The 26,222-nt window shown below is 71.5% G+C and carries 14 protein-coding genes and 1 pseudogene; 12 read left to right on the forward strand and 3 right to left on the reverse strand.

What is annotated here, in order from left to right; genetic code table 11:
- Window positions 1–17: 17 nt before the first annotated feature.
- The 9 genes and pseudogenes from OHT76_RS31930 (at window position 18) to OHT76_RS31970 (ending at window position 10,169) form a co-directional block, all read left to right on the forward strand.
- Window positions 18–1,100 carry a TauD/TfdA family dioxygenase gene (locus OHT76_RS31930; protein ID WP_328874300.1) on the forward strand — a complete coding sequence of 361 codons (1,083 nt, stop codon included), beginning with the start codon at window positions 18–20 and terminating at the stop codon, window positions 1,098–1,100.
- Window position 1,101: 1 nt separating this feature from the next.
- Window positions 1,102–2,601 (forward strand): long-chain-fatty-acid--CoA ligase, encoded by a 1,500-nt coding sequence (locus tag OHT76_RS31935; protein WP_328874301.1) that lies wholly within the window; start codon window positions 1,102–1,104, stop codon window positions 2,599–2,601.
- A 479-nt stretch (window positions 2,602–3,080) separates the two neighbouring features.
- Window positions 3,081–4,793 carry a fatty acyl-AMP ligase gene (locus tag OHT76_RS31940; protein WP_328874302.1) on the forward strand — a complete coding sequence of 571 codons (1,713 nt, stop codon included), beginning with the start codon at window positions 3,081–3,083 and terminating at the stop codon, window positions 4,791–4,793.
- A 107-nt stretch (window positions 4,794–4,900) separates the two neighbouring features.
- A complete protein-coding gene (locus OHT76_RS31950) occupies window positions 4,901–5,731 on the forward strand; it encodes an AfsR/SARP family transcriptional regulator (protein ID WP_015657270.1) in 831 nt (276 codons plus the stop codon).
- Window positions 5,628–6,620 (forward strand): annotated as a pseudogene (locus OHT76_RS44195) (acyltransferase domain-containing protein); the annotation flags it as partial. The gene OHT76_RS31950 and the pseudogene OHT76_RS44195, both read left to right, overlap by 104 nt.
- A gap of 409 nt (window positions 6,621–7,029) precedes the next feature.
- Window positions 7,030–8,694: an acyl-CoA dehydrogenase family protein gene (locus OHT76_RS31955; protein WP_328874303.1), complete on the forward strand. Its 1,665-nt coding sequence runs from the start codon at window positions 7,030–7,032 to the stop codon at window positions 8,692–8,694.
- A 17-nt stretch (window positions 8,695–8,711) separates the two neighbouring features.
- Window positions 8,712–9,014, forward strand: coding sequence for an acyl carrier protein (locus tag OHT76_RS31960; protein WP_328874304.1), 303 nt, complete (start codon window positions 8,712–8,714; stop codon window positions 9,012–9,014).
- Window positions 9,014–9,832, forward strand: coding sequence for a 4'-phosphopantetheinyl transferase family protein (locus OHT76_RS31965; protein WP_328874305.1), 819 nt, complete (start codon window positions 9,014–9,016; stop codon window positions 9,830–9,832). Before OHT76_RS31960 ends, OHT76_RS31965 begins: the two co-directional genes overlap by 1 nt.
- Window positions 9,833–9,899: 67 nt before the next feature.
- A complete protein-coding gene (locus OHT76_RS31970) occupies window positions 9,900–10,169 on the forward strand; it encodes an acyl carrier protein (protein WP_328874306.1) in 270 nt (89 codons plus the stop codon).
- A 149-nt stretch (window positions 10,170–10,318) separates the two neighbouring features.
- On the opposite strand, the gene OHT76_RS31975 is transcribed toward OHT76_RS31970, so the two are convergent.
- From OHT76_RS31975 to OHT76_RS31985, 3 genes are all read right to left on the reverse strand, one after another.
- Window positions 10,319–11,662, reverse strand: a complete 1,344-nt coding sequence (locus OHT76_RS31975; RefSeq protein WP_328874307.1) for an NAD(P)/FAD-dependent oxidoreductase — start codon at window positions 11,660–11,662, stop codon at window positions 10,319–10,321.
- A gap of 25 nt (window positions 11,663–11,687) precedes the next feature.
- Window positions 11,688–11,963 (reverse strand): acyl carrier protein, encoded by a 276-nt coding sequence (locus OHT76_RS31980; RefSeq protein WP_186286218.1) that lies wholly within the window; start codon window positions 11,961–11,963, stop codon window positions 11,688–11,690.
- Between the two features lie 80 nt (window positions 11,964–12,043).
- Window positions 12,044–12,805, reverse strand: a complete 762-nt coding sequence (locus tag OHT76_RS31985; RefSeq protein WP_328874308.1) for a thioesterase II family protein — start codon at window positions 12,803–12,805, stop codon at window positions 12,044–12,046.
- Between the two features lie 337 nt (window positions 12,806–13,142).
- Here OHT76_RS31985 and OHT76_RS31990 point away from each other — a divergent pair, with 337 nt between their 5' ends.
- From OHT76_RS31990 to OHT76_RS32000, 3 genes are read left to right on the forward strand one after another with little or no spacing between them, the layout of a single operon-like run.
- On the forward strand, window positions 13,143–13,436 hold the full coding sequence (locus tag OHT76_RS31990) for an acyl carrier protein (protein WP_328874309.1): 294 nt from the start codon (window positions 13,143–13,145) through the stop codon (window positions 13,434–13,436).
- On the forward strand, window positions 13,429–19,470 hold the full coding sequence (locus OHT76_RS31995) for a type I polyketide synthase (RefSeq protein WP_328874310.1): 6,042 nt from the start codon (window positions 13,429–13,431) through the stop codon (window positions 19,468–19,470). The genes OHT76_RS31990 and OHT76_RS31995 overlap by 8 nt, the downstream gene beginning before the upstream one ends.
- 2 nt (window positions 19,471–19,472) lie before the next feature.
- Window positions 19,473–26,129 (forward strand): polyketide synthase, encoded by a 6,657-nt coding sequence (locus tag OHT76_RS32000; protein WP_328874311.1) that lies wholly within the window; start codon window positions 19,473–19,475, stop codon window positions 26,127–26,129.
- Window positions 26,130–26,222: the final 93 nt, after the last annotated feature.

Consider the following 26,222-nt stretch of genomic DNA (forward strand, 5'->3'; position numbering starts at 1 on the left):
ACGGTACGGAGGCGCACATGACAGGTACGACGGACACAGACGAGGCGCTGCACGTGCCCTGTTCGGGCCCCTCGGTGTGGCGTGGCGAAGATCTGGCGGACCACCGCGAGGAGTGGGTCCTGCGGCTCTCGCCGCACCAGCTGGTCGAGATCGACTCCGCGGTGAGGGAGGCGCGCAGGCGCGATCTCACGCTGCTGAAGCTGACAGCCGCCGACTTCCCGCTCCCCACGCTCGCCCCTGAGCTGGAACGCGTCGCCGAGACGCTGGAGCACGGCCGGGGGTTCGTGCTCGTCAAGGGCATCCCGGTCGAGCGGCTGGGCGCGCCGGCCGCGAGCGCCGTCTTCTGGGGCCTCGGTCAGTACCTGGGGCAGCCCGTCCCGCAGAACGCGTACGGCCATCTGCTCGGCCACGTCAGGGACACCGGCCGCAGCCTGGCCGATCCGGCGACGCGCGGCTACCAGACCCGAGCCGCGCTGCCCTTCCACACCGACGGGGCCGATCTGCTAGCGCTGCTGTCCCTGCGGGAGCCCCGCACCGGGGGACGCACCTCCCTGGTCAGCTCGGCGGCCGTCCACAACGCGGTGCTGGACCGCCGCCCCGATCTGGCCGAGCGGCTGTACCGCACGTATTTCTTCGACCGCCGGCAGGAGCATCTTCCCGGGGAGGCGCCGTACGCGGCCGCCCCGCTCGCCGTCCGGCGGGGCGGCGGCGCACTGAGCATGCGCTACAACCGCTGCTACCTCGAATCCGCCCAGCGCTTCCCCCAGGTGCCCCGCCTGGAACCGGCGGACGTGGAGCTGTTCGACCTCATCGACGAAGTGGCGGGCTCCCCGGAGTTCCGGCTCGACATCGACCTCAGGGCCGGCGATCTGCTGCTGCTCAACACCCACACGATCATGCACGCGCGAACGGAGTTCGAGGATCACGACCGGCCCGGCCTCAGGCGCCACCTCCTGAGGCTCTGGCTGGCCCTGCCGCACCACCTCGCAGCCGACGGCGCTCGCCAGGGGGTCACCCCTCGCGATGTGATCCGGCCCCGGAACGCCGCATCGGCTGCCGGGACGAACCCGCTGCCGGGACGAACCCAAGGAGACAGCTGACATGACCAACCTCGCCACGATCCTGGTGAACTCCGCCGTCGACCAGGGCGATCGCATCGCCGTGCGCCACGACGACAGCACGCTCACGTACGCCGCACTGGACGACGCGTGCGCCAGAGTCGCCGCCCTCCTGCGCGACCGAGGGGTCCGGCCCGGTGACCGTGTCGCGCTGACCATGCCCAACGTCCCGCTGTTCCCGGTCGTCTACTACGGCGTCCTGCGGGCCGGCGGCGTGGTCGTCCCGATGAACCCGCTCCTCAAGGCCCGTGAGGTGGCGTTCGCCCTGCGCGACTGCGGAGCGCGGATGGCGCTGGTGTTCCCGCTGTTCGCGGACGAGGTGACCAAGGCCGCCGCCGAGACCGGAACCGAATGCCTGGTGACCGAACCCGCTGCCTTCGAGGACCTGCTGCGGGCCCACGAGCCGATGTCCGGCATCGTCGACCGGACCGATGACGACCCGGCCCTGATCCTTTACACCTCGGGCACGACCGGGACCCCGAAGGGCGCCGCGCTCTCGCACCGGAATCTGGCGACCAACACCGCCACCGCGGCCGAGACGCTGCTCCAGGTCGGACCCGACGACGTGCTCTTCGGCGGCCTGCCCCTCTTCCACGCCTTCGGCCAGACCTGCGCCCTCAACACGGCCGTCGCCGCCGGTGCCACACTGACCCTGCTGCCGAGGTTCGAGCCGCGGCGCGCCCTGGAGATCATGGCCCGTGACGGGGTCACGGTGTTCCTCGGAGTGCCGACGATGTACGCGGCGCTCCTCCACGCCGAGCTCCCCGACGGCTTCGACGCCCACCGGCTGCGGCTGGCCGTCTCCGGCGGCGCCTCGCTTCCGGTCGAGGTGCTGCACGGCTTCGAACGGCGTTTCGGTGCCGGCGTACTGGAGGGATACGGTCTCTCCGAGACCTCACCGGTCGCCGCGTTCAACCACCCGGACCGCCCGCGCAAGGCGGGCTCGATCGGACAGCCCATCCGCGGAGTCGAGATGAAGCTCGTCGCCGAGGACGGCGCCGCGGTGCCCCCGGGCGAGGTCGGCGAGATCGCGATCCGCGGCGAGAACGTGATGAGCGGCTACTGGAACCGCCCGGAGGCCACGGCGGAGGCGATCCGCGACGGATGGTTCCACAGCGGCGACCTGGCCCGCGTCGACGACGACGGCTTCTATTTCATCGTCGACCGCAAGAAGGACCTGATCATCCGCGGCGGTTACAACGTCTACCCGCGTGAGGTCGAGGAGGTGCTGTACGAGCATCCGGCCGTCGCCGAGGCCGCCGTCGTCAGCGTGCCGCACCCGGTCCACGGCGAGGAGATCGCGGCCGTGATCACGCTCCGGCCCGGCGCCCGGGCGACGGCCGAGGAGATCCGCGACCACGTCAAGGACCGGGTGGCGGCGTACAAGTACCCCAGGATCGTCACGTTCACGGCCGAACTCCCCAAGGGACCCACCGGCAAGATCCTCAAGCGCGAGATCGTCATCGGCGGGCATTTGCTGTGAGTCCAACTCGCCCAGGTTTCAAGGCGGTTGAAGTGGCAAGGATTTGGGTTCCGAACGTCGTTCGGGTGCGCGAGTGGTGTCCTTGGGACCCCGCGCTGAAGGGTGGCTCGGTCGGTTCTCGGCCCCGCCCCGGTCCTTGGTGGAGATCGAAGAGGGGTTCGATCGCGCCCAAGTCGTGAGTTTCGGGAATCCGTTCTGATCCGGACGGTGGGACTCCGAGCGATACTTGCCAAGTTCAGCGTGGGTGCGGTGGGGAATCGCGGACAGGACTGGACCGGATCGATTCCTCAACACGTCATGAATTACCCGTACCGCGACGGCATCTTCCCTCGTTATGATGCGGTCTCATGCAGCCGACACCCGTCTGGGGGTCGAGGAGAGGTCATGTGTTCCTTGAGCGTCGGCCGTTAGCTTCGCGCCATTGAGTCGAACGGGGGCGGTTCGAAATGGGTGGTTTTCTTGGCGCATTACGACGTCGCATGGAGGCGGCGGATCCCAGCCGCGAGGCCTTCAGCTTCGTCGGCGCCGAGTCAACCCCGCGCCGTGACGGCGGGTCAGGATCACCGGTCCGGACTTTGACGTACGGCGAACTCGACCGCCAGGCACGGCAGTTGGCGGCCTGGGTCCAGTTGCGGGGCGGTGCGGGGCAGCGTGTCCTGCTGCCGCACTGCGAGGGTCCGCTGCAGATCGCCGCGTTGCTCGGCTGCTTCTATGCCGGGGCGACGGCCGTGCCCTGTCCGTCCCCGTTGGACGGCGGGCGCAATGTGCGTCGGCTGACCGCCATCGCCAAGGACGCCGATGTGGCGTTGGCGCTCGCCGACTCCGCCGTGGCGGCCGAGTTGTCCCGGCTGTTCGCCGGCAGTGACCTGGTCTGTCTCGCGGCGGACCGGGCTGCCCTGCCGGGCCCGGAGGACTGGCGGCCGACGGAGTCGGCGGAGGACGACATCGCCCTCATCCAGTACACGTCCGGCTCGGTGACCCAGGTGAAGGGCGTCCTGATCAGCCAGCGGAATCTGCTGGCCGGGCAGGAGGCCATCACCCGGGCGCTGGGGACCGACGAGCACTCGGTGATCGGCGGCTGGCTGCCGCCGTACCACGACATGGGCCTGGTGGGGCAGTTGCTGCACCCGCTCCACCTCGGCGCCCGAGGCGTGCTCATGCCCGCCATCACCTTCGCCACGCGGCCGCTGAGCTGGCTGCGGATGATCGAGACGTACGGCGTCACCGTGTCCGGCGGCCCGGACTACGCGTACGACATGTGCGTCCGGGCGGCGACGGACGAGGAGGCCGGCCGGCTCGATCTGGGCTCCTGGCAGGTCGCCGTCAATGGCGCCGAACCCGTGCGGGAGGCCACCATGGCCGCCTTCGCGGAGCGGTTCGCCCCGGCCGGGTTCCGGCCCGAGGCGTTCTATCCGGCGTACGGGCTCGCCGAGGCGACCCTGCTGGTGACGGGCGGCTCCCCGGGGCAGCGGCCGGTGGAGCGCGCGGCGGACCCCGCCGCGCTCGCCGCCGGCCGGATGACCGCGCCGAGGAACGGCTCCCGCAGCCGGACCCTGGTCGGGGTCGGACGGCCGTGCGGGGTGGAGATACGTATCGTCGACCCGGAGACCCGGCAGGTTCTGGAGCCGGGGCGGGTGGGCGAGATATGGATCCGGGGCGAGAGCGTTGCGCCGGGTTACTGGCGGCGTCGCGCCGAGACCGAGGAGTGTTTCGGAGCGGTCACGTCCGCTCATGACGGATCGTTTTTGCGTAGCGGCGACCTGGGTGCCGTGGATGAACACGGCGAGTTGTTCGTGATCGGACGGCTCAAGGAAGGCGTCGTTGTCAACGGGGTCGATGTCGCGCCGGAGGACATCGAGACCTCGGTCCAGGGCCTGAACCCCGTGTTCGGGGTCACCGCGGCCGTCACCACGGGGGCGGAACGCGACCGGCTGATCGTGATCCAGGAAGTGCGCGAGAACGGCCTGCTCGACGGTGAACTGCCGTCGCTCGTCGAGGCCGTACAGACCCACCTCGATGGGGAGTTCGGGATCCCCGATGCCGTCATCCTGCTTGTCCGGCAGGGCGTGGTGCGGCGTACCACCAGTGGCAAACTCCAGCGCTCGGCCATGCGCGGGCTGCTGCGGAGCGGGGGCATCAGGCCGCTGTATCCGCAAGTACCCGTGTTCCAGGCCGACTTGAGTCCGAGTTGAGCTCATATCCAGGCGCTCAACGGACCATCGCGTGACCATCACATCACCTGGCGGAACCAATGCTGCGGAACTTCAGCAGCGGAGTGCAGGCAACAGAGAGGATGCCGATGGACATCGAAGTGCTCGGCGCATGCAGAGTGATGCAGACCGGCAAGTCTGTGGTGCCTTCCGCGGTCAAGCCACGCAAGGTTCTCGCAGTACTGGCCCTCAACCCTGACCGTCCCGTCTCTGTCGGGATGCTGGTGGAAGAGGTCTGGGGCGAGACCCCACCGCCCAGCGTCGCAACGACCCTGCAGACGTACATACTTCAACTACGGAACCTTATCACCTCTGCCATCGGAGGCCCATCGCCTGATATGCCTCTGGGTGCGAAAAGTGTGCTCGTGACCCAGCCCGGCGGGTATCTGCTGGACACCCAGGGCGGTTCGGTGGACGTCCGGGAGTACGAGCGGCTCTCCGGCGGCGGTCATCGGGCCCTGGAGAAAGGGGACTACGAGGCGGCGGCGGACCTGTTCCGCAAGGCGCTGTCGCTGTGGCGCGGGCCTGCGCTCGCCGACGTGGAGTGCGGGCGGGTGCTGGATGTCGAGGTGACCCGCCTCGAGGAGTCCCGAATGGGCATACTGTGCCGCCGCATTGAGGCGGACCTGCTCCTCGGGCGCCACCACGAGATCATCGGTGAGCTGTTCGGGCTCGCGGCGCGGCATCCGCTGCACGAGGGGATTCACCTCCAGTTGATGCTCGCGCTGTACCGGGCGGGGCGGCGTACCACGGCGCTGGAGGTCTACCAGCGGCTGCGGGACGTACTCGCCGGGGAGCTCGGGCTCGATCCGAGCTATGAACTGCAGTCGCTCCAGGGGGCGTTGCTCGACTCCTCCTCCGAACTACGGCTGGACCAGCCGCTCTCGCTCTTCAGAGTGCGAGCGCCGGGCCGGTACTGACGCACCGGTGCCGCCGGTTGCGCTGCTCCTGCCGGGAGCGGGAGCTCAGTACCCCGCCATGGCCTATGGCCTGTATCGGTACGAGCCTGCCTTCACCACGGCGATGGACACGGTGTTGGAACTGCTGGGTCCGTCCGGGGAACGGTTGTACCGACTGTGGTCCTCCGGTGCGCGGCTGCGCACCGTGGCCGAGGTGCATCCGCTGCTGTTCGCGGTCTGCCACGCGCTCAGCGAGACGGTTCGGGATCGAGGGCTGCGCCCCGGCGCGGTCCTCGGTCAGAGTGTCGGCGAGCTGGTGGCCGCTGTCCAGACCGGGGTGCTGCCTCTGACGGACGCGGTGCGGCTTGTCGTCGTACAGGCCGAGGCGTTGGCCGGAGCGCCGCGGGGCGGTGCGCTCGCCGTTGCCGCCGCGCCGCCTGCGGTGACGCCCTTCCTGAAGGGTGGGGCGGTGGTCGCGGCCTCCAACGGGCCTGGGCAGACTGTGGTGTCCGGGTCGGAGTACGGGCTTGCGGCTACTCGGCGGGCGTTGGAGCGCGCCGGGTTGACGTGGATGCGGGTGCAGGTGCCTGCGGGGTTGCATGGGCCGTTGGTCGCGGATGCGTGCCTGGAGACGTTGCCGGCGTTCGAGGCTTCCGTGTTCGCGGATCCTCATACGCCCTTGCTGTCCGGGAGTGCGGGTGGGCGGCCGGAGCCCGAGCGGGCCGTGGATCCCGAGTTCTGGGCGCTGCAGCCTTCCCGGCCGGTGCTCCTGGATGCAGCGCTCGGTCAACTGGCCGACTTAGGGGCGCTGTTGTGTGCCGAGGTGGGGCCTGGGCATGGGCTTGCCGTGCAGGCTCGGCGGCATGGGCATCGGGCCGTGTCGTTGCTCGACGGGTGTGTCGGGGCGCCGCACGAGGAGCGGGATCGGTTGCGGCAGGCGTTGGACTGTCTGGTACTCGGGGATCCTGCGGAGCGGGTCGATGACGGGCCTCGTGCGACGGTGGCGTGGTTACGGCCGCCGCGTTCGCCGGGGTGCGGGTGGGCGGGGCTGTCGCTTGCCCGCGCTTGCGGGGTGCCGCTCTCATTGGCAGCGGGCGCCGCCCTGCGGCACGACTCCCCGCAGCTGCGCAGGACCCCGAAGCGGAACCCGGAACCTGAACTGGGCATATGCCGGTCCGGGGTAACTCCGTGCGGTCCACCAGGGCTTGAGCGGTGCGGCGGAGGCTTGGTTTGTTCTCGTGCGGTGGGGTGGGGTGACCGGCGTGCGGGGGTGGATCGGACCTACGGACCGCGAGGAGTGACACCCGGTGGAGCAAGCTGTGCGTGCGACCACGGCCGAGGGGCGGATCCGGAGCCGTGCGGACGAACTGGAGCGTGCCCTCGCTCCGTTCGGGAACGGGAACGGCGCGATCGGCTCGGAGGAGCTCGTCCGCGCCGAACGCGCCCTTGACGACTGCGAGTTCGGGGCCGACTTCGTGCCCGCCGAGTTCGGCGGACGGCTGGAGCGGATCGACGGGCTCGGGCGGGTGGTGCGGCCTGCCTGCCGACGGGATCTTTCGCTCGGGTTCGGGTACGGACTCAATTGCTATTTCGCCGCCACCCCTGTGTGGACCGCCGGGGACTCCGCTCAGCGGGAGTGGACCGCCGCGCTGCTCCTCGGCGGTGGGCGGATCGCCGTCGCCCGGCCCGCCGTCGCGCACGCCAACGACTTCGTGCGGGACGAGTTCGCGCTGCGCCGGACCGACGGCCGGCGGCGGCTCGACGGCGCCAAGACCGCCGTATGCAATTACGCACGCGCGCGTGGGCTCACCGTCGTCGCGGGGACTGAGGACGGCTCGCACGAGGTGCTGCTCATCGACCGCGAGATCCTGCCCGAGGGCTCGCTGCGCACCCTCCACCGGTACCGCACCGTCGGTCTGGACGGCTGCGAGTTCGGCGGTCTGGAGTTCTCCGGCTGCCCCGTGCCGGACGAGGCCGTGGTGGGTACGGCCGGGGAGGGCATGGGACTGGTCGTCCGCTGCTCCGTCGTCACCCGCGCCCTGCTGCCCTCCGTGATGATCGCCGCCGGCGACACCATCCTGCGCACGGCCGTACGGTTCGCCGTGGAGCACCGGGCCGACGACCCCTACGGCCCGCTCAGGTCGCCGTACGGGCGCGATGTGCTGACCGGGGCCCTGCTGGATCTGCTGATCAGCGACAGCATCGCGCTGGCCGCCGCGCGCGGTATCCATCTGCTGCCGGACCGCGTGAGCGCCTGCGCCGCGGCCGCCGCCTACACCGTGCCCAAGCTGCTGCAGGACTCCGCGCACGATCTGTCCACCGTGCTCGGCGAGGCGTACTTCGACGTCAAGGGCCGCTACGGCGCCTTCGGCCGCATGGTGCGCGATCTGCCGCTGCTCGGCCAGGGCCACGCCGGCACCGCCGCCCGCCAGGCCATGCTGGTCGCCCAGCTCCCGCACCTGGCCCGCAACTCCTGGCTGGTCGACGAGGAGCCGCCCGCCGCGCTGCTGCGCCCCTGGGAGGACCTGCCGCCCGCCGACCTCGCCGCGCTGTCCCCGGCCGGCGCCTCCGACCCTGTCGTCCCCGTGCTGGCGGCCTGCGCCGGTGCCGACGGCGAGCTGGGCGAGCTCGTCACCGCCTTCCTCGGCGAACTGCGCGAACTGCGCGACCGGTTCGCCAGGATCGCCCCCGGCGACGGACTGTCCACCCCGGACACCCTCGCCCTCACCGACCGCTACGCCCTGGTCTGCGCCGCGGCGGCCAGCCTCGGCGTCTGGCGCGAGCACCACAGTGCCCGGCCCGGCACCTTCCTGGCCGACCCCGCGTGGATCACCGGCGCGCTGCACAGGCTGGGCGTCCTGCTGGGGCTCGACGTACCGAAGGCTCCGCAGGAGTCCGTCGAGCGGCTGCTGTTCGACACGGTCATGGACCGCTACGAGCGGCGGCGTTCCTACGACCTGCACGAGACGTCTCTCGAAGCCTGACCGGAAGGAAACCGCCCATGAGCCACGGTACGCACGCCGACGACACACGCGCCGGCAACTCGTCCGGCGATCTGATCTCCGCGGTGGTCCAGGCGGTGCGACGGGTCATCGACGACCCGGTTGCCGAGGTGGGCACGGACTCCCTGCTGCGCGAGGACCTGGGCTTCGACTCGGTCCTCATCATGCAGCTGAAGTACCGCGTCGAGCAGGCCGTCCCGGAGCTCGGTGAACTCTCCCTGCCCGACATGATCGGCAGCATGACATCCGTGGGTTCCCTGGTCGCTTACCTGCGCGACCGTCTGGTGAAGGCGGCTGTCTGATGGCCGCTCCCGCCGCCGGGGCCCCCGTGCGTGTGTACGGTCCCGAGGGAGCCTGGGACAAGGTGCTGGAACCGCTCGCGACACGCGGCACCGTCGTCACCTTCGGCAGAGTCGCCGACTGGCTTCCATCGAACACTGAAGAAAGGGTTCTGCGCCCCTTGCTCGGCCCCCGTGACTGGGCCCGCTTCCAACGGCTGAGCCACCGCCGGGTGCGGGAGGGCTTTCTCGCCTCCCGACTGCTGCTGAAGCACACCGCGGCCCGGGTGCTGGCCAGCCGCCCCGAGGCGGTGGACCTGGCGTACAAGCCGGGCGGCCGGCCCTATCTGCGCGGCTGCGACCAGATCGACATCAGCCTCAGCCACACCGAGGAGGTCATAGTCGTCGGGGTGACCCGGCGCGGCCTGCTCGGCGTCGACGTGGAGCGCGCCGAACGCCCGATGGTGGGCACCGGTGTCGAGTTCCAGGCCTGTACGCCGCACGAGCGCGCGCTGCTGGACTCGCTGCCCGAGCAGACCCGCAACAAGGCCCTGGTCCGGCTGTGGACGCTCAAGGAGGCGTACAGCAAGGCCATCGGCCAGGGGCTGCGCTTCCGGTTCACCGAGTTCGGCTTCACGCTCGACGACGCGCGTATCCGCCTCCAGCGGCCGGACGGCTCCCCGGGCACCGGCCCGGAGTGGACCTTCGGCACCTATGCCCTGGAGTCCGACTACGTGGTGAGCGCCGCCCTGCGCGACGAGGGCTTCGGCGCCGCGGCGGACACCGCCGCCGACACCACGCTGGACCAGAGCCTGCTCGGCGTGCTGCTCGGCCGGCTCTGAACCACCAACTCCCCATACCACCGCACCACTTCACCCTTCATCCGGTTCAACTTTCAAGGAGGAATCCATGGCCATGTCCGACTCCGCCGGCTTCACCCTCGACGATCTGCTCCGGCTCCTGCGCGAGAGCGCCGGCGTACCGGAGAGCGTCGACCTGAAGGCCGACGACGTCCTGGACACGCCCTTCTACCGGCTCGGCTACGACTCGTTGGCGCTGCTCCAGGTCACCGGGCGGATCAAGCGTGAGTACGGGCTGCTGCTGCCCGACACGATCGTCGCCGACGCCCCGACCCCCCGGGCCCTGCTCACCGTCATCGCGCAGGCACGTGCGGCCTGAAGCAGCGGCGCGCGCTCCGTGCGCGCCGCTTCGCGGCCCGAACAAAAAGAGCCGGCCGCGTACCTTCCCGGAAATTCCGGAGAAGGTACGCGGCCGGCCGTTGCGCTCCAGCTCTGCCGCTCTCCCGGCTGGGGGAGGGCCGGGTTCGATCAGAAGCTGGGCGCGGCGGTGGGGGACCTCAGCTGACCCAGGTACGGGTGCCACAGGTGCGTCGGGTCGCTCTCGACGGCCTCGATGATCTCCCACATCGCGGACAGCGCCCTCGGCTCCTCGTCGTCGTAGACGTCGCCCTGGAGCATCTTGAGGATGTCCAGACGGTAGCGGTCGTCCTGGACGAAGGCCGTGAACAGGATGTTGAGGCGGTAGTAGGCCTCGATGAAGCGGTGCCAGTAGCCCACCGCCTTGCGGAGCTTGCCCTCGTAGGCGGCGAAGCGCTCGTGCTTGAAGTCGCCGGCCTCGGCGGCGGCGATGATGTCCTTCGCCGCGAGCCGCGCGCTGTTGAGCGCCACGGAGACACCCGAGGAGAAGATCGGGTCCACGAAGCGGGCGGCGTCGCCGATCAGGACGTAGTTGTCGCCGGCGATCTGCTTCATGCCGTAGCTGTAGTCGCCCTCGGTCTTCATGGGCTTGACCTGCTCGCAGTTCTTGAGCACGTCGAGCAGCTCGGGACGGGAGGCCACGGTGTCCCAGAAGTACTTCTCGCGGTCGCCGCCGTACTCCTGGAAGCGCTTCTTCTGGCTGACGACACCGATCGAGGTGATGGTGTCGGTGATCGGGATCTGCCAGACCCAGGTGTCGATGACCGGCAGGAAGTGGATGAAGATGTAGTCCGCCTGGTCCTTGTTGACGGCGAGGGCCTTGCGGTCCAGGCCCTCGAACCAGGTGTGCACGGCGTACTGGTTGAAGACCGGGTCCGGGACCTTGGTCTTGAGCTGGTTGCCCAGACGGGTCTGCCGGCCGCTCGCGTCGACCACCATCTTCACCGGGATGTGCGTCGACGAGGCGCCGACCTTGACCTCCACGACGGGCAGTTCGCCGTCGAAGTCGACCTTGCCGACCCGGACGCCCTGGAACACCTTGGCGCCCAGCTCCTCGGCGTGCTTGAGGAGGATGTGGTCGAACTTGCTGCGGTCGACGTGGAAGGTGTGGTCGCGGTCCACGCCGTCCTGGTCCCGCTCGCTGAACAGGACCTCAGCGGCGCGGAAGTCATGGTTCAGGCCACGGAAGCCGTTGTGGTTGATGTCGCGGTCCTCGGCGGAGGTCCAGGCGGCACCGTACTTCTTCGGGAAGCCGGCGGCCTCGACCTTGTCCATGGCCCCTATCTCCAGGAGCACCGGGGTGGTGGCCGGGACCAGGGACTCGCCGACGTGCTCACGAGGAAAGTTCTCCGCCTCGAACACGGCCACGGACAGCCCGGCCTTGGCCAGGTACGAGGCCACGGTCGATCCCGCGGGGCCGCCGCCGATGACTGCGACGTCGAATTGTGCGTCCACGATGCTCTCTCTTCCTTCGGTCGGTTCAGGCAGCGGGCTGCGGGGCCAGGGAATGGACCATGTCCGTGATGGCCGCCAGGTTCGCGAAGTTCCGGCCGGTGATGTGGGTCGGGGGCACGACGACCCCCAACTCGGTACGGATGAACGAGAGCAGCAGAGAGGTGTTCATGGAGGTGAGGACGCTCCACTCCAGCAGCGGGGTGTCGTCCGTCAGCTCCGAAACCTCGCTCTCGCCGAGGAACTGCTGCTCGATGTACTCGCTGATCCTCTGACGGATCTCTTCATGGGACAGCGCCGCCACTGGGGCCTCCTGATGGTCTCGGGCTTGGGCGTGGGGGGAGAGCCGTACAGGCGGTGATGCTGGGCGCTCGCGGTTGAGGTTCACTCGGCAACCGCTCGGGCGACCGCCGCACGGGCCGCCGGGAAGCGGCGCGCGGTGGCCGCGAACCGGGTCAGCCGGACGCCCAGCGCGGCCCTGAACTCCGGTTCCTGGAGGAAGAAATGGCCACCGGAGACCAGCGTGAGATCGAAGACCCCGGTGGTGATCCGGGACCACGCGGCCATGGACGAGGCATCGGTCAGCACGTCCTTGCGCCCGGCGAAGGTGGTCACCGGAACCGTCAGCCGGGGGCCCGGGGCGTGCGTGTACGTCTCGACGACCTTCAAGTCGGCGCGGATCGCCGGAAGGTAGAACTTCAGCAGCTCCGGCTCGGCGAGCAGCGCCTCGGGCAGACCGCCGATCCGCTGCAGCCCCTGCACGAAGCCGTCGTCGGGCAGATGGTGGAAGGGGCGGTGCGAGAGCGGCTCGGTGGGCCCGTTGCGCCCGGACACCAGCAGCAGCTCCGGCGGGGTGCCCTGGGCGGTCAGCGCCCGGGCGGCCTCGTAGCCGAGCAGGGCGCCGAAGCTGTGCCCGTACAAGGCGTACGGCTCGTGCCGGCGCTCGCCGATCAGCCGTACCGCCTCCTCGGTCAGCGCGGACAGACCGTGCAGCAGGGGTTCTCGTACCCGGGTGCCGTGCCCGGGCAGTTCCAGCGGTACGACCGTGACGTGGTCCGGCAGATCGGCCGAGAGCCGGATGTAGGGATGCGCGCTGCCGCCCGCGTGGGCGAGACAGAACAGCGTCAGCTGTGGGTCGGTGGTCAAGGGAGAGTTTCCTTCCGTGCTCGCAGGAAGGTCGGCGGACCTTGTTCGACCGCGATCGCAACAGGGGGCGCTCAAGCCGCCGTCAACAGGTGTTCAAGGGGGGAGGGGCCCCGTCCGCCCGCTCCTGGCCGGAAGGCATCGCACCGGCGAGGCCGTCGACGGGCAGGCCAGACGGCCGGGTTCGACGGGCCGGACGCACTCGACTCCTCGCGCTCCCCCGCCCGTTCACCGCCCTCGCGGGGGCGAACATCGGCCAACCTCCCGCTCTCTCAAGGGCGTCTTGAGTCCGCCTCCCTACCGTCGCTTTCGGCCGCACTTGAGGATGAGAGGTGCCACGGTGAGCGGACCTGCGAGGGAGATCACTTCCGAAGCGGTGGAGAACTGGCTGGTGGAGCAGATTGCCCAAAGGACCTTGCTGCCCCCGGCGATGGTGTCGGTTCACCTGTGCTTCGACGAGTTCGACATCGACTCTGCCGACAGCCTGGTGATCACCACGGCCCTGGCGGACTGGCTCGGCGACGAGGTTGACCCGCGTGCACTAGTCCGGCATCCGACGATCCGGTCGCTCGCCGGATACCTGGCCGGCCGACGTGGCCAGGTCACAATGGGAGGTACTCCGGTCCATGGCTGAGAACCGACGGTACGAGCCGCGCCCCGACGACATCGCAGTCGTCGGGGCCGGTTGCCGCTTCCCCGGCGGGGTACGCGACCTCGACGGGCTGTGGCGGGTGCTGATGGACGGCGTGGACGTCATCACGCCGGTGCCCGCCGACCGTTGGAGCGAGGACTTCCACCACCCGGACCGGCACAACCCGGGCACCACGTACTGCCGTGAGGGCGGATTCCTCGACGAGATCGACCGGTTCGACGCCGACTACTTCGGCGTCTCCCCACGCGAGGCCCGGGGCATGGACCCCCAGCAGCGGCTGCTGCTGGAGGTGTGCTCCGAGGCCATGGAGGACGCGGGCCTGCCGCGCGGCGACTGGGAAGGCAGCCGGACCTCCGTCCATATGGGCATCCTCGGCTCCGACTATCTGCTGCTGCACGCGCGGACCTCCGGGATCCGCGCCATCGACCCGTACTTCGCCTCCGGCAAGGAGTTCAGCTTCGCCGCCGGACGCATCGCCTACACCTTCGGGCTGCACGGTCCCGCGATGACCGTCAACACCGCCTGCTCGTCCTCGCTGGTCGCCGTCCACCTGGCCTGCCAGGCACTGCGCAACGGCGAGGCCGACACGGCGCTGGCGGGCGGCGTGAACGTGATCGTCGCGCCCGAACTCTCCGTTTTCATGGGCAAGGTGCAAGCGCTGTCCCCCACCGGACGGTGCCGCCCCTTCGACGCCCGCGCCGACGGCATCGTCCGCGGCGAGGGCTGCGGCGTCGTCGTGCTCAAGCGCTACGCCGACGCCGTGCGCGACCACGACCGCATCCACGGGCTGATCCGTGGCTCGGCCGTCAACCAGGACGGCCGCAGCGCCGGACTGACCGCCCCCAACGCCCTCGCCCAGCAGGACCTGCTGCGCGCGGCGCTGGCGTCGGCGTCCATCGCGCCCGAGGAGCCGGTGTTCGTGGAGGCGCACGGCACCGGCACCCCGCTCGGGGACCCGCTGGAGATCTCCGCGCTCACCGAGGTGCTCGGCCGGGTCCGGCCCCCGGAGGAGCCGCTCCTGGTCGGCTCCCACAAGGCGCACTTCGGGCACATGGACTCCGCCGCCGGTATCGCGGGCCTGCTCAAGACCCTGCTGGTGCTGCGGCACCGCACGGTCCCGGGGCAGATCCACCACGTCTACCCGGCCCCGATGATCGACTGGGAGTCCTCCGGGACCCTCGTCCCGGTGGAGCACGTACGGCTGCCCGGCGAGGACCTTGCACTGACCGCGGGAGTGAGCGCTTTCGGCCTCTCCGGCACCAATGCGCACGTGGTCCTCGGCAGCGCGCCGCAGACCGCGGCCGGCACCGGCGCCCCCGCCGGACCGCACACCCTCCTCGTCTCCGCGACCACCGCGGAGGGACTGCGCAAGCTGGCCGCCGACTACGCCGGAACGCTCGCCGACCCGGTCGGACCGGCCGCGGCCGCCTCCGCCGTGCGCCGCACCCACCTCAAGCACCGGATCGCCGTCGTCGGCAAGGACGCCGCCGAACTCACCGCGGCGCTGGGCGATGCCGAGGGCAGCCGGGCGGCCGAGAACCCGCCGAAGCTCGTCCATGTCTTCTCCGGGCAGGGCTCGCAGTGGCCGCGTATGGGCCTCGACCTCGCCGAGACCGAGCCCGTGGTCCGCGAGACCCTCGACGACTGCGACGACCTGCTGCTCTCCGAGGCCGGCTGGTCCCTCTACGACGTCCTGCGCGACCCCGACCCGGCCCGCGTGAAGGCCACCGACGTCGCCCAGCCCGCGATCTTCGCGGTCCAGGTCGCGCTCGGCCGGCTCTGGCAGTCCTGGGGGGTCCGCCCCGACGCGGTGATCGGCCACAGCATGGGCGAGGTCGCCGCCGCGCACATGGCCGGGGCGCTCGAACTCGAGGACGCCGTACGGCTGGTGGCCCACCGCGGGCGGCTGATGCACCGCGCCGCCGGCACCGGCCGGATGGCCAACGTCGAGCTCGGCGCGGACCAGGTCCGCGAGCGGCTCGCCGCCCGGCACCCCGAGGTGGTCGTCGCCACCGAGAACGGGCCCGCCTCCGTCGTCATCGCCGGGCCCAAGGAGGCCGTGGAGGCCGCGGTCCGGGACCTCACCGAGGACGACGTGAACGTGGTCGCGCTCCCCGTCGACTACGCCTTCCACTCCCCGCTGATGCAGCCCTACGCCGATGAACTCGCCGAACTGCTGCAGGGGTTGACGCCCAGCACGCCCACGGTGCGATTCCTGTCCACCGCGCTGCCGGGCCAGGACGCCCCGCTGGACGCCGCGTACTGGAGCGCCAACCTGCGTGAGCCGGTGCGGCTGTGGCCCGTCGTGGACGGGCTGCTGGCCGAGGGCGAGACGGCGTTCGTCGAGATCGGCGCGCATCCCGTGCTGTCCCGTCCGCTGCAGTCCGCGCTCGCCCATCGCGAGCGGCGCGGACCGGTCGTCTCCTCGCTGGTCCGGGCCCAGGACGGTCCGACCATGCTGGCCCGCTCCCGGGCCACGCTGCACGAGGCGGGCGTCGACATCGACTGGGCCACCGCGCACGGTTCACCGGTGCGTCCGGTGACGCTGCCGCCGCACCGCTGGGCCGATGAGCGGTTCTGGCTGGACGGCGTGGAGCGGGGCGAGCAGGGCTCGGGGCCTGCCGAGCTGGACGGACTGCGGGCCGAGGTGCGGCTGGTGGACGCGAGTGGGCGGGTGGTCGCGGAGCTGGCGGCCGGCGCCGAGTCCGCGACGCCGGTCACTTCGGTCGCCCCGGTCACTCCGGCCGCGGTGCCTGTGGCTCCGGCCGCCGTCGTTGCGGAGGAGCCCGTCGAGGAGGCTGCGCCCGCTGCTCACGACCGGGAGCATGTCGCGTCCACTGTGCACGCCATGCTCATCAAGGTCCTCGGGCACGGGCCGCGCAAGCGGCTGCCGCGTACTCGGGGGTTCTTCGAGTTGGGTATCGACTCGATCTCCGTCGCGGAGTTCGCGCGGCGGGTGGCGGAGCAGCTGCATGTCGCTGTTGATGGGGCGGATGCGCTGGCTCACGGCACGATTGAAGGATTCACGGACTACATCATGACGCTTGTGCCTGAGCACTCCGTTGAGAGTGCCGGCGAGAGCGCCTCTGAGAGTGCCGCGACGGGTAGTGGGGCGGGTGCGGCGCCGTCTGAGCCGGTCGCGCCCCGCGGCGGAGCCGCAGATCGATACAGCCCCGCGCCCCTTGGCGGCGCTGCCGAACCGGGCGTTTCGAAGGAGCCGGTCGCCGTCCCCCAACCCGACGACGGCTTCGAGTACGACACCGTCGAACCCATCGCCATCGTCGGTATCGGATGCCGCCTCCCCGGTGGTGTCGCCGGGCCCGAGGACTTCTGGCGGCTGCTCGATCAGCGCGTTGACGCCAGCGGTGATGTGCCTGCCGAGCGCTGGGACGCCGCCGCCCTCGACGGGGTGCCTGCCCGGGGGTCCTTCCTCGGTGCGGTGGACGGATTCGACAACTCCTTCTTCCGGATCTCGCCCCGCGAGGCCCGCACCATGGACCCGCAGCAGCGGCTGTTCCTGGAGGTGGCCTGGGAGGCGCTGGAGGACGCCGGGGTTCCGGCCGACCGGATCGGCGGCACCCGTACCGGTGTGTTCGTCGGTCTCAACACCACCGACTACCAGCAGCTGGTGACCCGCCGCGAGTCCGATGTCGACCTGTACTACGGCACCGGCAACTCCTTCAGCGCTACGGCGGGCAGGATCTCGTACTTCCTGGGACTGCGCGGTCCGAGCATCGCCGTGGACACCGCCTGCTCCTCCTCCCTCACCGCCGTGCACCTGGCCTGCCAGAGCCTGCGCGCGGGGGAGAGCCGGCTGGCGCTGGCCGGCGGGGTGAATGTGATGGCCACCCCGACGGTCTTCCTCTCCATGGGGGCGGCCGGGGCGCTCGCCCCCGACGGACGGTGCAAGACCTTCGACGACTCCGCCGACGGCTACGGCCGGGGCGAGGGCGCGGGTGTGGTCATCCTCAAGAAACTCTCGAGCGCGCTGCGCGACGGTGACCGGGTGTACGCGATCATCCGCGGCAGCGCGGTCAACCAGGACGGGGCCAGCGGCGGATTCACCGTGCCCAGCGGCACCGCCCAGGAAGAGGTCATCCTCACCGCGCTGGAGCAGGCCGGAATCGCACCGCACGAGGTCTCGTACGTCGAGGCGCACGGCACCGGCACCCGACTCGGCGACGCGGTCGAACTGCGCGCCCTCGCCGGGGCGTTGGGTACGGGCCGCCCTGCCGATCAGCCGCTGGTCGTGGGCTCGGTGAAGACCAACATCGGCCATCTGGAGGCCGCCGCCGGAGTCACCGGGCTGATCAAGACGGTGCTGGCGCTCGGCCGGGAGCGTATCCCCGCCCAGCTCCACCTGTCCGAGCCGACCCGCCAACTGGACTGGGCCAAGCTGCCGTTGAACGTGGCCGCAGACCCCGTACCGTGGCCGCGCGGCGCACAGCCCCGGATCGCCGGCATCAGCGCGTTCGGCTTCACCGGCACCAACGCCCACGTCCTGGTCCAGGAGGCCCCCGTGCAGCCGGTGCCCCCGGCCGCACCCCGGCCCGTACGGCCCTGTGTGCTGACCGTGTCCGCCGCGACACCGGAGGCCCTGACCGCGGCGGTGGCCCTGATGCGCGAGCGCGTCGCCGCCACCGCCGACAGCGAACTCGCCGACCTGTGCTGGACGTCGGGCGCCCGCCGCGCCCACCTCGCGCACCGGATCACCGCCGTCGGACGCACCCGCGACGAACTCCTCGCCGCCCTCGACCGGGCCCGCCCGGTACAGGCCCGCGACGAGGCGTCGGTGCTGTTCGTCTACGGCCGCACCCCCGCCGACATGTCGGCCTACGAGGAGGCGCTCGCCGGCGACCCGGAGGCCGCCGAGACCTACCGCACCGCCCTCGCCGAGGCCCACGAGGCCCTGCGCGCCGAACTCGGCGAGCCGGAGGGCCCGCCGCACCCGGGCAGCGTGGAGCACGCCGGCGAGGTGTTCGCCGGCCAGCTCGCCACGACCGCCCTGTGGAAGGCGCTCGGCGTGCAGCCCGACGCGGTCGTCGGCTGGGACATAGGCGAGTACGCCGCCGCCGTGGTCGCGGGCGATCTCACGCTCCTGAACGCCGTACGGCTGCTCGCGGCCGGGGTGCCCGTCCCCGCCCAGCCCGACGGGGCGCGGGTGGCCCGCCACTCCGCCGCGGACGGCTGGTCGTCGCTGGCCAACGAGGTCATCGTGGCCGGCACCGACGTCCTGCTGGACATCGGCACCGGCAGCCGGGCGATCCGGATGCTGGGCGCCGCCCTGGACGCGGCGGCCGAACCCGGCGAGAACGTCCCGGCCCAGCTCACCGCGCCGCGCAAACGTCAGCCCAGCGGCGTCGAGAAGGCCTACCTCGGCCCGGTCGAACTGCTGGAACTGGCGGCCGCGCTGCACGCCCACGGTGTGAGCGTCGACTGGGACCGGCTGGTGCCGGGACCGCACCGCCCGGTGCCGCTGCCCGCCTACCCCTGGCAGCGCAAGGCCTATTGGGTGGACACTGCCTACTCGGTGGAACCCCGGCCGCAGTCCGAGCCGCAACCCGCGGCCGAGACCGCACCGGAGCCCGCCGGTGATCTCGCCACCGAACTGCTCGCGCTGTCGCCCGACCGGCGGGAGGAGCGGCTCGTCGACCTGCTGCTCAAGCTTGTTGCGCAGGTGCTGGGCGAGGAGGCCGATGTCGCCCCCGACCAGGGCTTCTTCGACCTCGGCATGGACTCGGTGCTCTCGCAGGACCTCAAGCAGCGCGCCGAGCGCGAGCTGGGCCTCGAACTGCCCGGCACCGTCATGTTCGAGTGCCCCAACGTCACGTCCTTCGCCCGCTTCGTCCTCGACGAGGTGCTCACCGAACCGCAGGACACGACCGAACCCGCCGCGGCGACCGCAGCCCCGGAGGAACCGGCCGAAGATCTCGCAGACCTCGACGACGACTCCCTGCTGAGCCGTCTCGACGACGCCCTGGCGTCGTCCGAAGCCCTGTTGACCGAGGGAGACTGACCATGACGACCCCGGACTACCGGGCCCGCCTCGTCGAAGCCGTCCGCACCATCGAGAAGCTCCAGGGCGAGCTGGCGAAGAACCGCAGCCGCCCGCTGGACGAGCCGATCGCCGTCATCGGACTCGGCTGCCGGCTCCCCGGCGGCGCCAACAGCCCCGAGTCGTTGTGGCGGATGCTGGCCGACGGCACCGACACCATCCGGGACTTCCCGGCCGAACGCGGCGACGCGCAGGCGGTCTTCGACGACGACCCCGACCAGCCCGGCAAGGCGTACGTCACGCAGGGCGGCTTCCTCGACGAGCGCGTGGACCTGTTCGAGCCCGGCGTGTTCGGTATCTCGCCGCGCGAGGCCGTCGGCATGGACCCGCAGCAGCGGATCGTGCTGGAGGTCTCCTGGGAGGCGCTGGAGCGGGCCGGCTACGCGCCGGACCGGCTGACCGGCAGCGCCACCGGCGTCTACTTCGGCGTCTCCACCACCGACTACGCCCGGCTGCGGCAGAGCGAGGGAGACATCCGGGACGTCGACGCCTACCAACTGGTGGGCGAGCCCAGCTTCGTGGCCGGACGGATCTCCTACACCCTCGGCCTGATGGGACCGAGCAAGGTCGTCGACACGACCTGCTCCTCCTCCCTGGTCGCGCTGCACGAGGCCTGCCAGGACCTGCGCACCGGCGAGTGCGACATGGCGCTCGCAGGCGGCGTCAACCTGATGCTCTCGCCGTACGGCTTCGTCATGATGAGCAAGTTCGGCGGGCTCTCCCCGGACGGGCGCTGCAAGACCTTCGACGCGAGCGCGAACGGCTATGTGCGCGGCGAGGGCGCCGGTGTGGTCGTCCTCAAGCGCTACTCCGACGCGCTGCGCGACGGCGACCCGGTGCTGGCCCTGGTGCGCGGCTCGGCCGTCAACCACGACGGGCGCAGCAGCGGGCTCACGGTGCCCAACCCGGCCGCCCAGCAGGGAGTCATCCGGGGCGCCCTGGAGCAGGCGGGCATCGCCCCCGGCGACGTGGACTACATCGAGGCGCACGGCACCGGCACCTCGCTCGGCGACCCGATCGAACTGAGGGCCCTGCAGGCCGTGATCGGCCGCAACCGCCCGGCGGACAGCCCGCTGAAGGTCGGCTCGATCAAGACCAACATCGGCCACCTGGAGTCGGCGGCCGGCATCGCCGGTGTACTCAAGCTGGTCCTCGCCCTCCAGCACGGCCACCTCCCGCCGCACCTGCACTTCAACGACCCCAACCCGAACGTCGACTGGGGCAAGCTGAACGTCGAGGTAACCAAGGACGGCGGCCCCTGGGGCGCCACCGGCGACCGGCCCCGGATCGGCGGCATCAGCAGCTTCGGCGCGAGTGGCACCAACGCGCACGCCGTCATCAGCGCGCCGCCCGTGAAGGCCGAGCCCCCGGCGTCCGCGGGACCCCAGGTGCTGACCCTGTCCGCGCACTCCGCCGAGGGTCTCGCCGAACTGGCCGGACGGTACACGGGGCATCTGCGCGACCACCCCGAGGAGCCGCTCGCCGACATCAGCTGGACCAGCCAGGTCGGCCGGTCCCGGCAGCGCAACGGAGTCGCCGTCACCGGCTCCACCGGAGGCGAACTCGCCGACGCGCTGGAGGCGTTCGCGCGCGGTGAGCGTGCCTCCGGCGTCGTCACCGCCGAACTCCCCGTCCACAAGCACCGCAAGACGGCCTGGCTGTTCACCGGCCAGGGTTCGCAGTACGCCGGAATGGCCCGCGGCCTTGCCGACGAACCCGCCTTCCGCACCCCCTTCGACGAGGCCGCGGAGCTGTTCGACGCGCACCTGGACCGCCCGCTGGCGTCCGTGGTGTGGCCGGAGCCCGGCCAGGAATCCCCGGTCGACGACACCCGCTACACCCAGCCCGCGCTGTTCGCGGTCGAGTACGCGCTCGCCCGGATGTGGCAGTCCTGGGGGCTCAAGCCCAGCGGACTGCTCGGCCACAGCATCGGCGGCATCGTCGCCGCCTGTATCGCGGGTGTCTTCGAACTGCCGGACGCCGTCCGTCTGGTCGCGGCGCGCGCCGCCCTGATGGCCGCGCTGCCCGCGGGCGGTGCGATGGCCGCCCTGGACTGCGACGAGGCCACGGCCCGCGCGGCCATCGCCGGCTACCGCGACACCGTGTCGCTGGCCGGGGTCAACGGCCCCTCCAGCGTGGTGATCTCGGGCGCCGCCGCCGATGTGGACGCGGTCCGCACGGCGCTGGAGCAGCGCGGGATGCGCACCACCCGGCTGACCGTCAGCCACGCCTTCCACTCCCCGTTGCTGGCGCCGATGCTGGCGGAGTTCCGCGCGGTCGCCGAGTCGCTGACCTACCGGATGCCAAACCTGCCGCTGATCTCCGACCACACCGGACGCGCCTGGACCGCCGAGGACAGCGGCCCGGAGTACTGGGTGCGGCACGCGGCCGGCACGGTCCGCTTCCACGACGGCCTGACCGCGCTGCACGCGGAAGGGGCCCGCACCTTCCTGGAGATCGGACCCGCCCCGGTGCTCAGCGGCATCGGGGAACGCACCGGGCTGGACGGCGACTGCCTGTACGTGCCGTCCCTGTACAAGCCGAGGGCCGGCGCACCCGAGGACCGCACCGCCGTCCAGCGGGCGCTTGGTCTGCTGCATCTGCGCGGCGAGACCGTGGACTGGACGGCGGTGCACTCGGGTTCGGGCCGCACTCCGCGTCGGGTGGCCCTGCCGGTCACCCCCTGGCACGGCGAGCGCTACTGGTACGAGGAGCGCCGTGAGGCGCCCCGGGCCTCGGCGGGCACTCCGGTGCCGCAGGCCGGGATCCGGCTGCACAGTGCCGTACCGACCTATGAGCTCCAGCTGGACGCGCCGGACTGGGACCGCTTCGCGCGCACCGGATCGGACGGCTTCCGGTTCCTGCCCGTCGGCTCGCTGGGCCGCGCGGCGCGGGCGGCGGCCGCGGACGCGCTCGGCGGAGTGTGGTCCTGCGTCGAGAAGCTCGATGTGTTCCAGCCGCCGCCGATGGACCGGGCCGGGCGGGTCCTGCAGATCACCGTCAACGGCGACGACGACGGCTGCGCGATCGTCGAACTGCACAGCCAGACCCCGGCCGAGGCGGCCGCCGGAGCACCCTGGACCCGGCATGCCCGCGCGCTCCTGCGGCGCCGGGCGAGCACCCGCTCGCGGCACTCCGGCAGCAACGCCCCGACGCTGGCCGGGCAGGAGTACAGCGACGAAGTCCACTACGAGACCGCGTCGTTGTCGGACGCCCTGATCGGTGCCGTCGTCTCGGCGCACCGCGGTGACGAGGGCGTGCTGGTGGCCCTCGGCCTGGACAGCGGGGAGACCGCCGACCACGCCGTGCAGGTCTTCGACGCGGCTGTCGCGGCCGTGTCCTGGGACGCGGGGCTCAGCGAGGCGGGCTTCGCCGGGCGGGTCGTCGAGGCCACCCTCGAATCCCTGGACGGCGCCCGCTACATCCGGGCCATCGCCCAGCCGGGCAAGGAGCCCGGCACGGTCTGCGGCAGCGTCGACCTGTTCGCCGAGGACGGCGCCTACCTGGGCGGCATCCGCGAGCTGATGGTCGTCAGCCAGCCGGCGACCGCCGCCCCCGCCCCGGCGCCCTGGCGGCACCCGGACGAGCTGCTCACCCGGCTCGAATGGCAGGAGATCGAACCGGCCACCGCCGAACCGGACCTGTCCGGGCAGAGCTGGCTGCTGGTGCCCGACCGCACCGGCACCGCCCGCCGGCTGGCCACGGCCCTGCGCGCCCGCGGTGCGCACTGCCGGATCGAGGAGTCCGGCGCCGCCGACCTGGACGACTGGCTGCGCGAACTGCCCGACGGGGTCGCCCCGCACCGGGTCGTGCTGCTGACCGGCCTGGACGCGCCGCGCCCGGACGCCGCCGACGCCGAGTCGCTCACCGCCTTCCGGGACCGCTCCGAACTGGCCGCCGTCGCCCTGGTCCAGGGCATGACCGCCCGCTCGGCCTGCACCAAGACCGGGCTCAGCCTGGTCACCCGGGGCGCCGTGCCCGCGCTGCCGGAACAGGGCGTCACCTCGCCCTTCGCCGGAACGCTGTGGGGCCTTGGCCGGGTGGTCGCGCTGGAGCACCCCGAGCACTGGGCCGGGGCCATCGACCTGGACCCGGCGGCGGGGGAGACCGACGAGGGCGCGGCGCTGGTCGCGGCGCTCGCCGACACCGCCGCCGAGGACCAGCAGGCACTGCGCGGCCAGACCCGCCGGGTGGCCCGTCTGGTGAAGTTCCCGCTGACCGCCGAGGAACTCCAGCGGCGGCCGCGGATCGACCGGCAGGGCACCTATCTGATCACCGGCGCGTTCGGCGGCATCGGGCAGACCCTGGCCCGCAATCTCGCCGACAGCGGCGCGGGCAAGCTCGTCCTGCTCGGCCGCACCCCGCTGCCGCCCCGCCACCAGTGGAACGACCCCGCCCTCACCGGCTCCGTCCGCGAACGCGTCGACTTCGTCACCTCGTTGGAGGAGACCGGCGTGCAGGTCGACGTGGTCGCGGCCGACGTGAACGACATCGAGGACATGCTGCCGGTGATCCAGGGCCTGGCGACGGGCCTTCGGCCGCTGCGCGGTGTGGTGCACGCGGCCGGTGCCTCCGTACCGCAGTTCCTGCGGGACATCCCGGTGTCGGATCCGCACGAGTACGACGCGGTGTGGCGGTCCAAGGTGGTCGGCGGCTGGCTGCTGCACCAGCTGACCGAGGGACTCGAGCTCGACTTCTTCCTGGGCTTCTCCTCGATCGCCGCCACCTGGGGCTCGCAGCACCTGACCAGCTACGCCGCCGCCAACTCCTTCCTCGACGCGCTCGCCGAGTACCGGCGCGCCCAGGGTCTGACCGCGCTCACCGTGAGCTGGGGACCGTGGGAGCTGGCGTCGAACCTGTTCGGCGCCGACGTCCTGGAGTTCCTGACCTCCACCGGTCTGCGCACCCTGTCCGCACCGCAGTGCCTCAAGCTGCTGAACGCCCTGCTCGCCGGGGACGCCCCGCAGGCCGTGGTGTGCGCCGCCGACTGGTCGGTGTACAAGCCGGTCATGGAGGCCCGCGCCGACCGTCCGGTGCTGCGCACCGTCGAGATCGACGAGGGCATCGGCTCGGGTACGTCGACCGCGGTGCTCCAGGCCCTGGAGGGCGCCGACCCGGCAGGCCGTACGACCGTGCTGACCGGCTATCTCCAGCAGGTGCTCGGCGAGGTGCTGGCGGTGGAGCCGGAGTCGGTGCTGCCCGAGGCGGACGTGATGTCGCACGGCCTGGACTCGCTGATGGTCATGGAGGTCGTCAAGCGCTGCAAGGGCGATCTGGGCATCAGCGTGCGTCCCGGCCAGTTCTTCGAGCGGACCGCGCTGGAGGACTGGGTGCGGCTGCTCGACACCGAGCTCGGCGGCGAGGGCGAGGCCGCCCCTGAGCCGGCCGCGGACTGGACGGAGCCGGCGCTCATCGCCGCCGATGTCTCCCTCGACCCGGCGATCGTGCCGGCCGGACCGCTCGGCGACGGCTACACCGACCCGCGCAACGTCCTGCTCACCGGCGCCACCGGCTTCCTCGGGGCCTACATCCTCGACGAGCTGCTCGGCACCACCGAGGCCACCGTGCACTGCCTGGTCCGGTGTGACACACCGGAGTCGGGCCTGGCCCGGATCCGGCAGAACCTGGAGCAGTACCTGCCCTGGCGCGAGGGCGCCGAGGACCGGATCACGGTCGTCCCCGGCGACCTGGGCAAGCCCCGACTGGGCCTGACGGACGCGGACTTCACCCGGCTCGCCGGCTCGCTGGACGGGATCTACCACAACGGCGCCTGGGTCAACTTCTCCTACACCTACGAGCAGTTGCGCCCCGCGAACCTGATCGGCACCGAGGAGATCATCCGGCTCGCCTGCGCGGGCCCGACGCAGATCCCGGTCTCGTACGTGTCGACGTACGGCATCTGGGGCATCCCCGCCGACGGCCGTACCGTGATCGGCGAGGGTGACGACATCCTCGGCGCCGGGAAGCTGGTGACCGGATATGTCCAGACCAAGTGGGCGGCCGAGCTGCTGGTCCGCCAGGCGCAGGAGCGCGGTATCCCGGTCGATATGCACCGGCCCGGCCGGGTGCTCGGCGACTCGCGCACCGGGGCCTGTCTGACCACGCACTTCACCACCCGGGTGATCAAGGGCTGTGTGCAGCTCGGGATGGCTCCGGATCTCGATCTGGAGATCGAGATGACCCCGGTCGACTATGTCACCTCGGCCCTGGTGCGGATCTCCCGCGGGGCGCACGAGTGGGGGCTGACGTACCACCTGGTCAACCGGCGCAAGGCGGCCTTCAAGGAGCTGCTGTCCGCGATGGCGCGGCACGGCTGGGAGTTCCGCACGGTGCCGGTGGAGCAGTGGTGGGGGGCGCTGCAGGAATCCTTCGGCGTCAACGACAACGAGCTGCACCCCGTCATGGGGGTGGTCGAGGAGTTCGTCGTCGGCGGCGAGGAGGCCATCGACTACGACGCCACGAACACTGTGCAGGCGCTGGCAGGGTCGGGTATCGCTTGTCCTCCGCTTGACGAGTCACTGCTCTCGCTCTACTTCGGGTGGATGGTCCGAACTGGGTACTTGCCTGCACCGTCGCGCAGGGAGAATAATTCATGGCAGGATGAATCCATCAACGGGTGAATTCATGTCGCGGTGACGCCCCCGCCCCTTGCGGCGGCCGACCCGCCCGGCCGAGCAAAGGACCGCGGCCCCCGCTGGGGGCCGCGGAACACG

This window comes from Streptomyces sp. NBC_00287 (assembly GCF_036173105.1).
Classification (GTDB): domain Bacteria; phylum Actinomycetota; class Actinomycetes; order Streptomycetales; family Streptomycetaceae; genus Streptomyces.

Coding starts and splice junctions, on each gene's coding strand:
- OHT76_RS31930 (WP_328874300.1), top strand. CDS start 18: ATGACAGGTACGACGGACACAGACGAGGCGCTGCACGTGCCCTGTTCG.
- OHT76_RS31935 (WP_328874301.1), top strand. CDS start 1,102: ATGACCAACCTCGCCACGATCCTGGTGAACTCCGCCGTCGACCAGGGC.
- OHT76_RS31940 (WP_328874302.1), top strand. CDS start 3,081: ATGGAGGCGGCGGATCCCAGCCGCGAGGCCTTCAGCTTCGTCGGCGCC.
- OHT76_RS31950 (WP_015657270.1), top strand. CDS start 4,901: ATGGACATCGAAGTGCTCGGCGCATGCAGAGTGATGCAGACCGGCAAG.
- OHT76_RS31960 (WP_328874304.1), top strand. CDS start 8,712: ATGAGCCACGGTACGCACGCCGACGACACACGCGCCGGCAACTCGTCC.
- OHT76_RS31965 (WP_328874305.1), top strand. CDS start 9,014: ATGGCCGCTCCCGCCGCCGGGGCCCCCGTGCGTGTGTACGGTCCCGAG.
- OHT76_RS31970 (WP_328874306.1), top strand. CDS start 9,900: ATGGCCATGTCCGACTCCGCCGGCTTCACCCTCGACGATCTGCTCCGG.
- OHT76_RS31995 (WP_328874310.1), top strand. CDS start 13,429: ATGGCTGAGAACCGACGGTACGAGCCGCGCCCCGACGACATCGCAGTC.
- OHT76_RS32000 (WP_328874311.1), top strand. CDS start 19,473: ATGACGACCCCGGACTACCGGGCCCGCCTCGTCGAAGCCGTCCGCACC.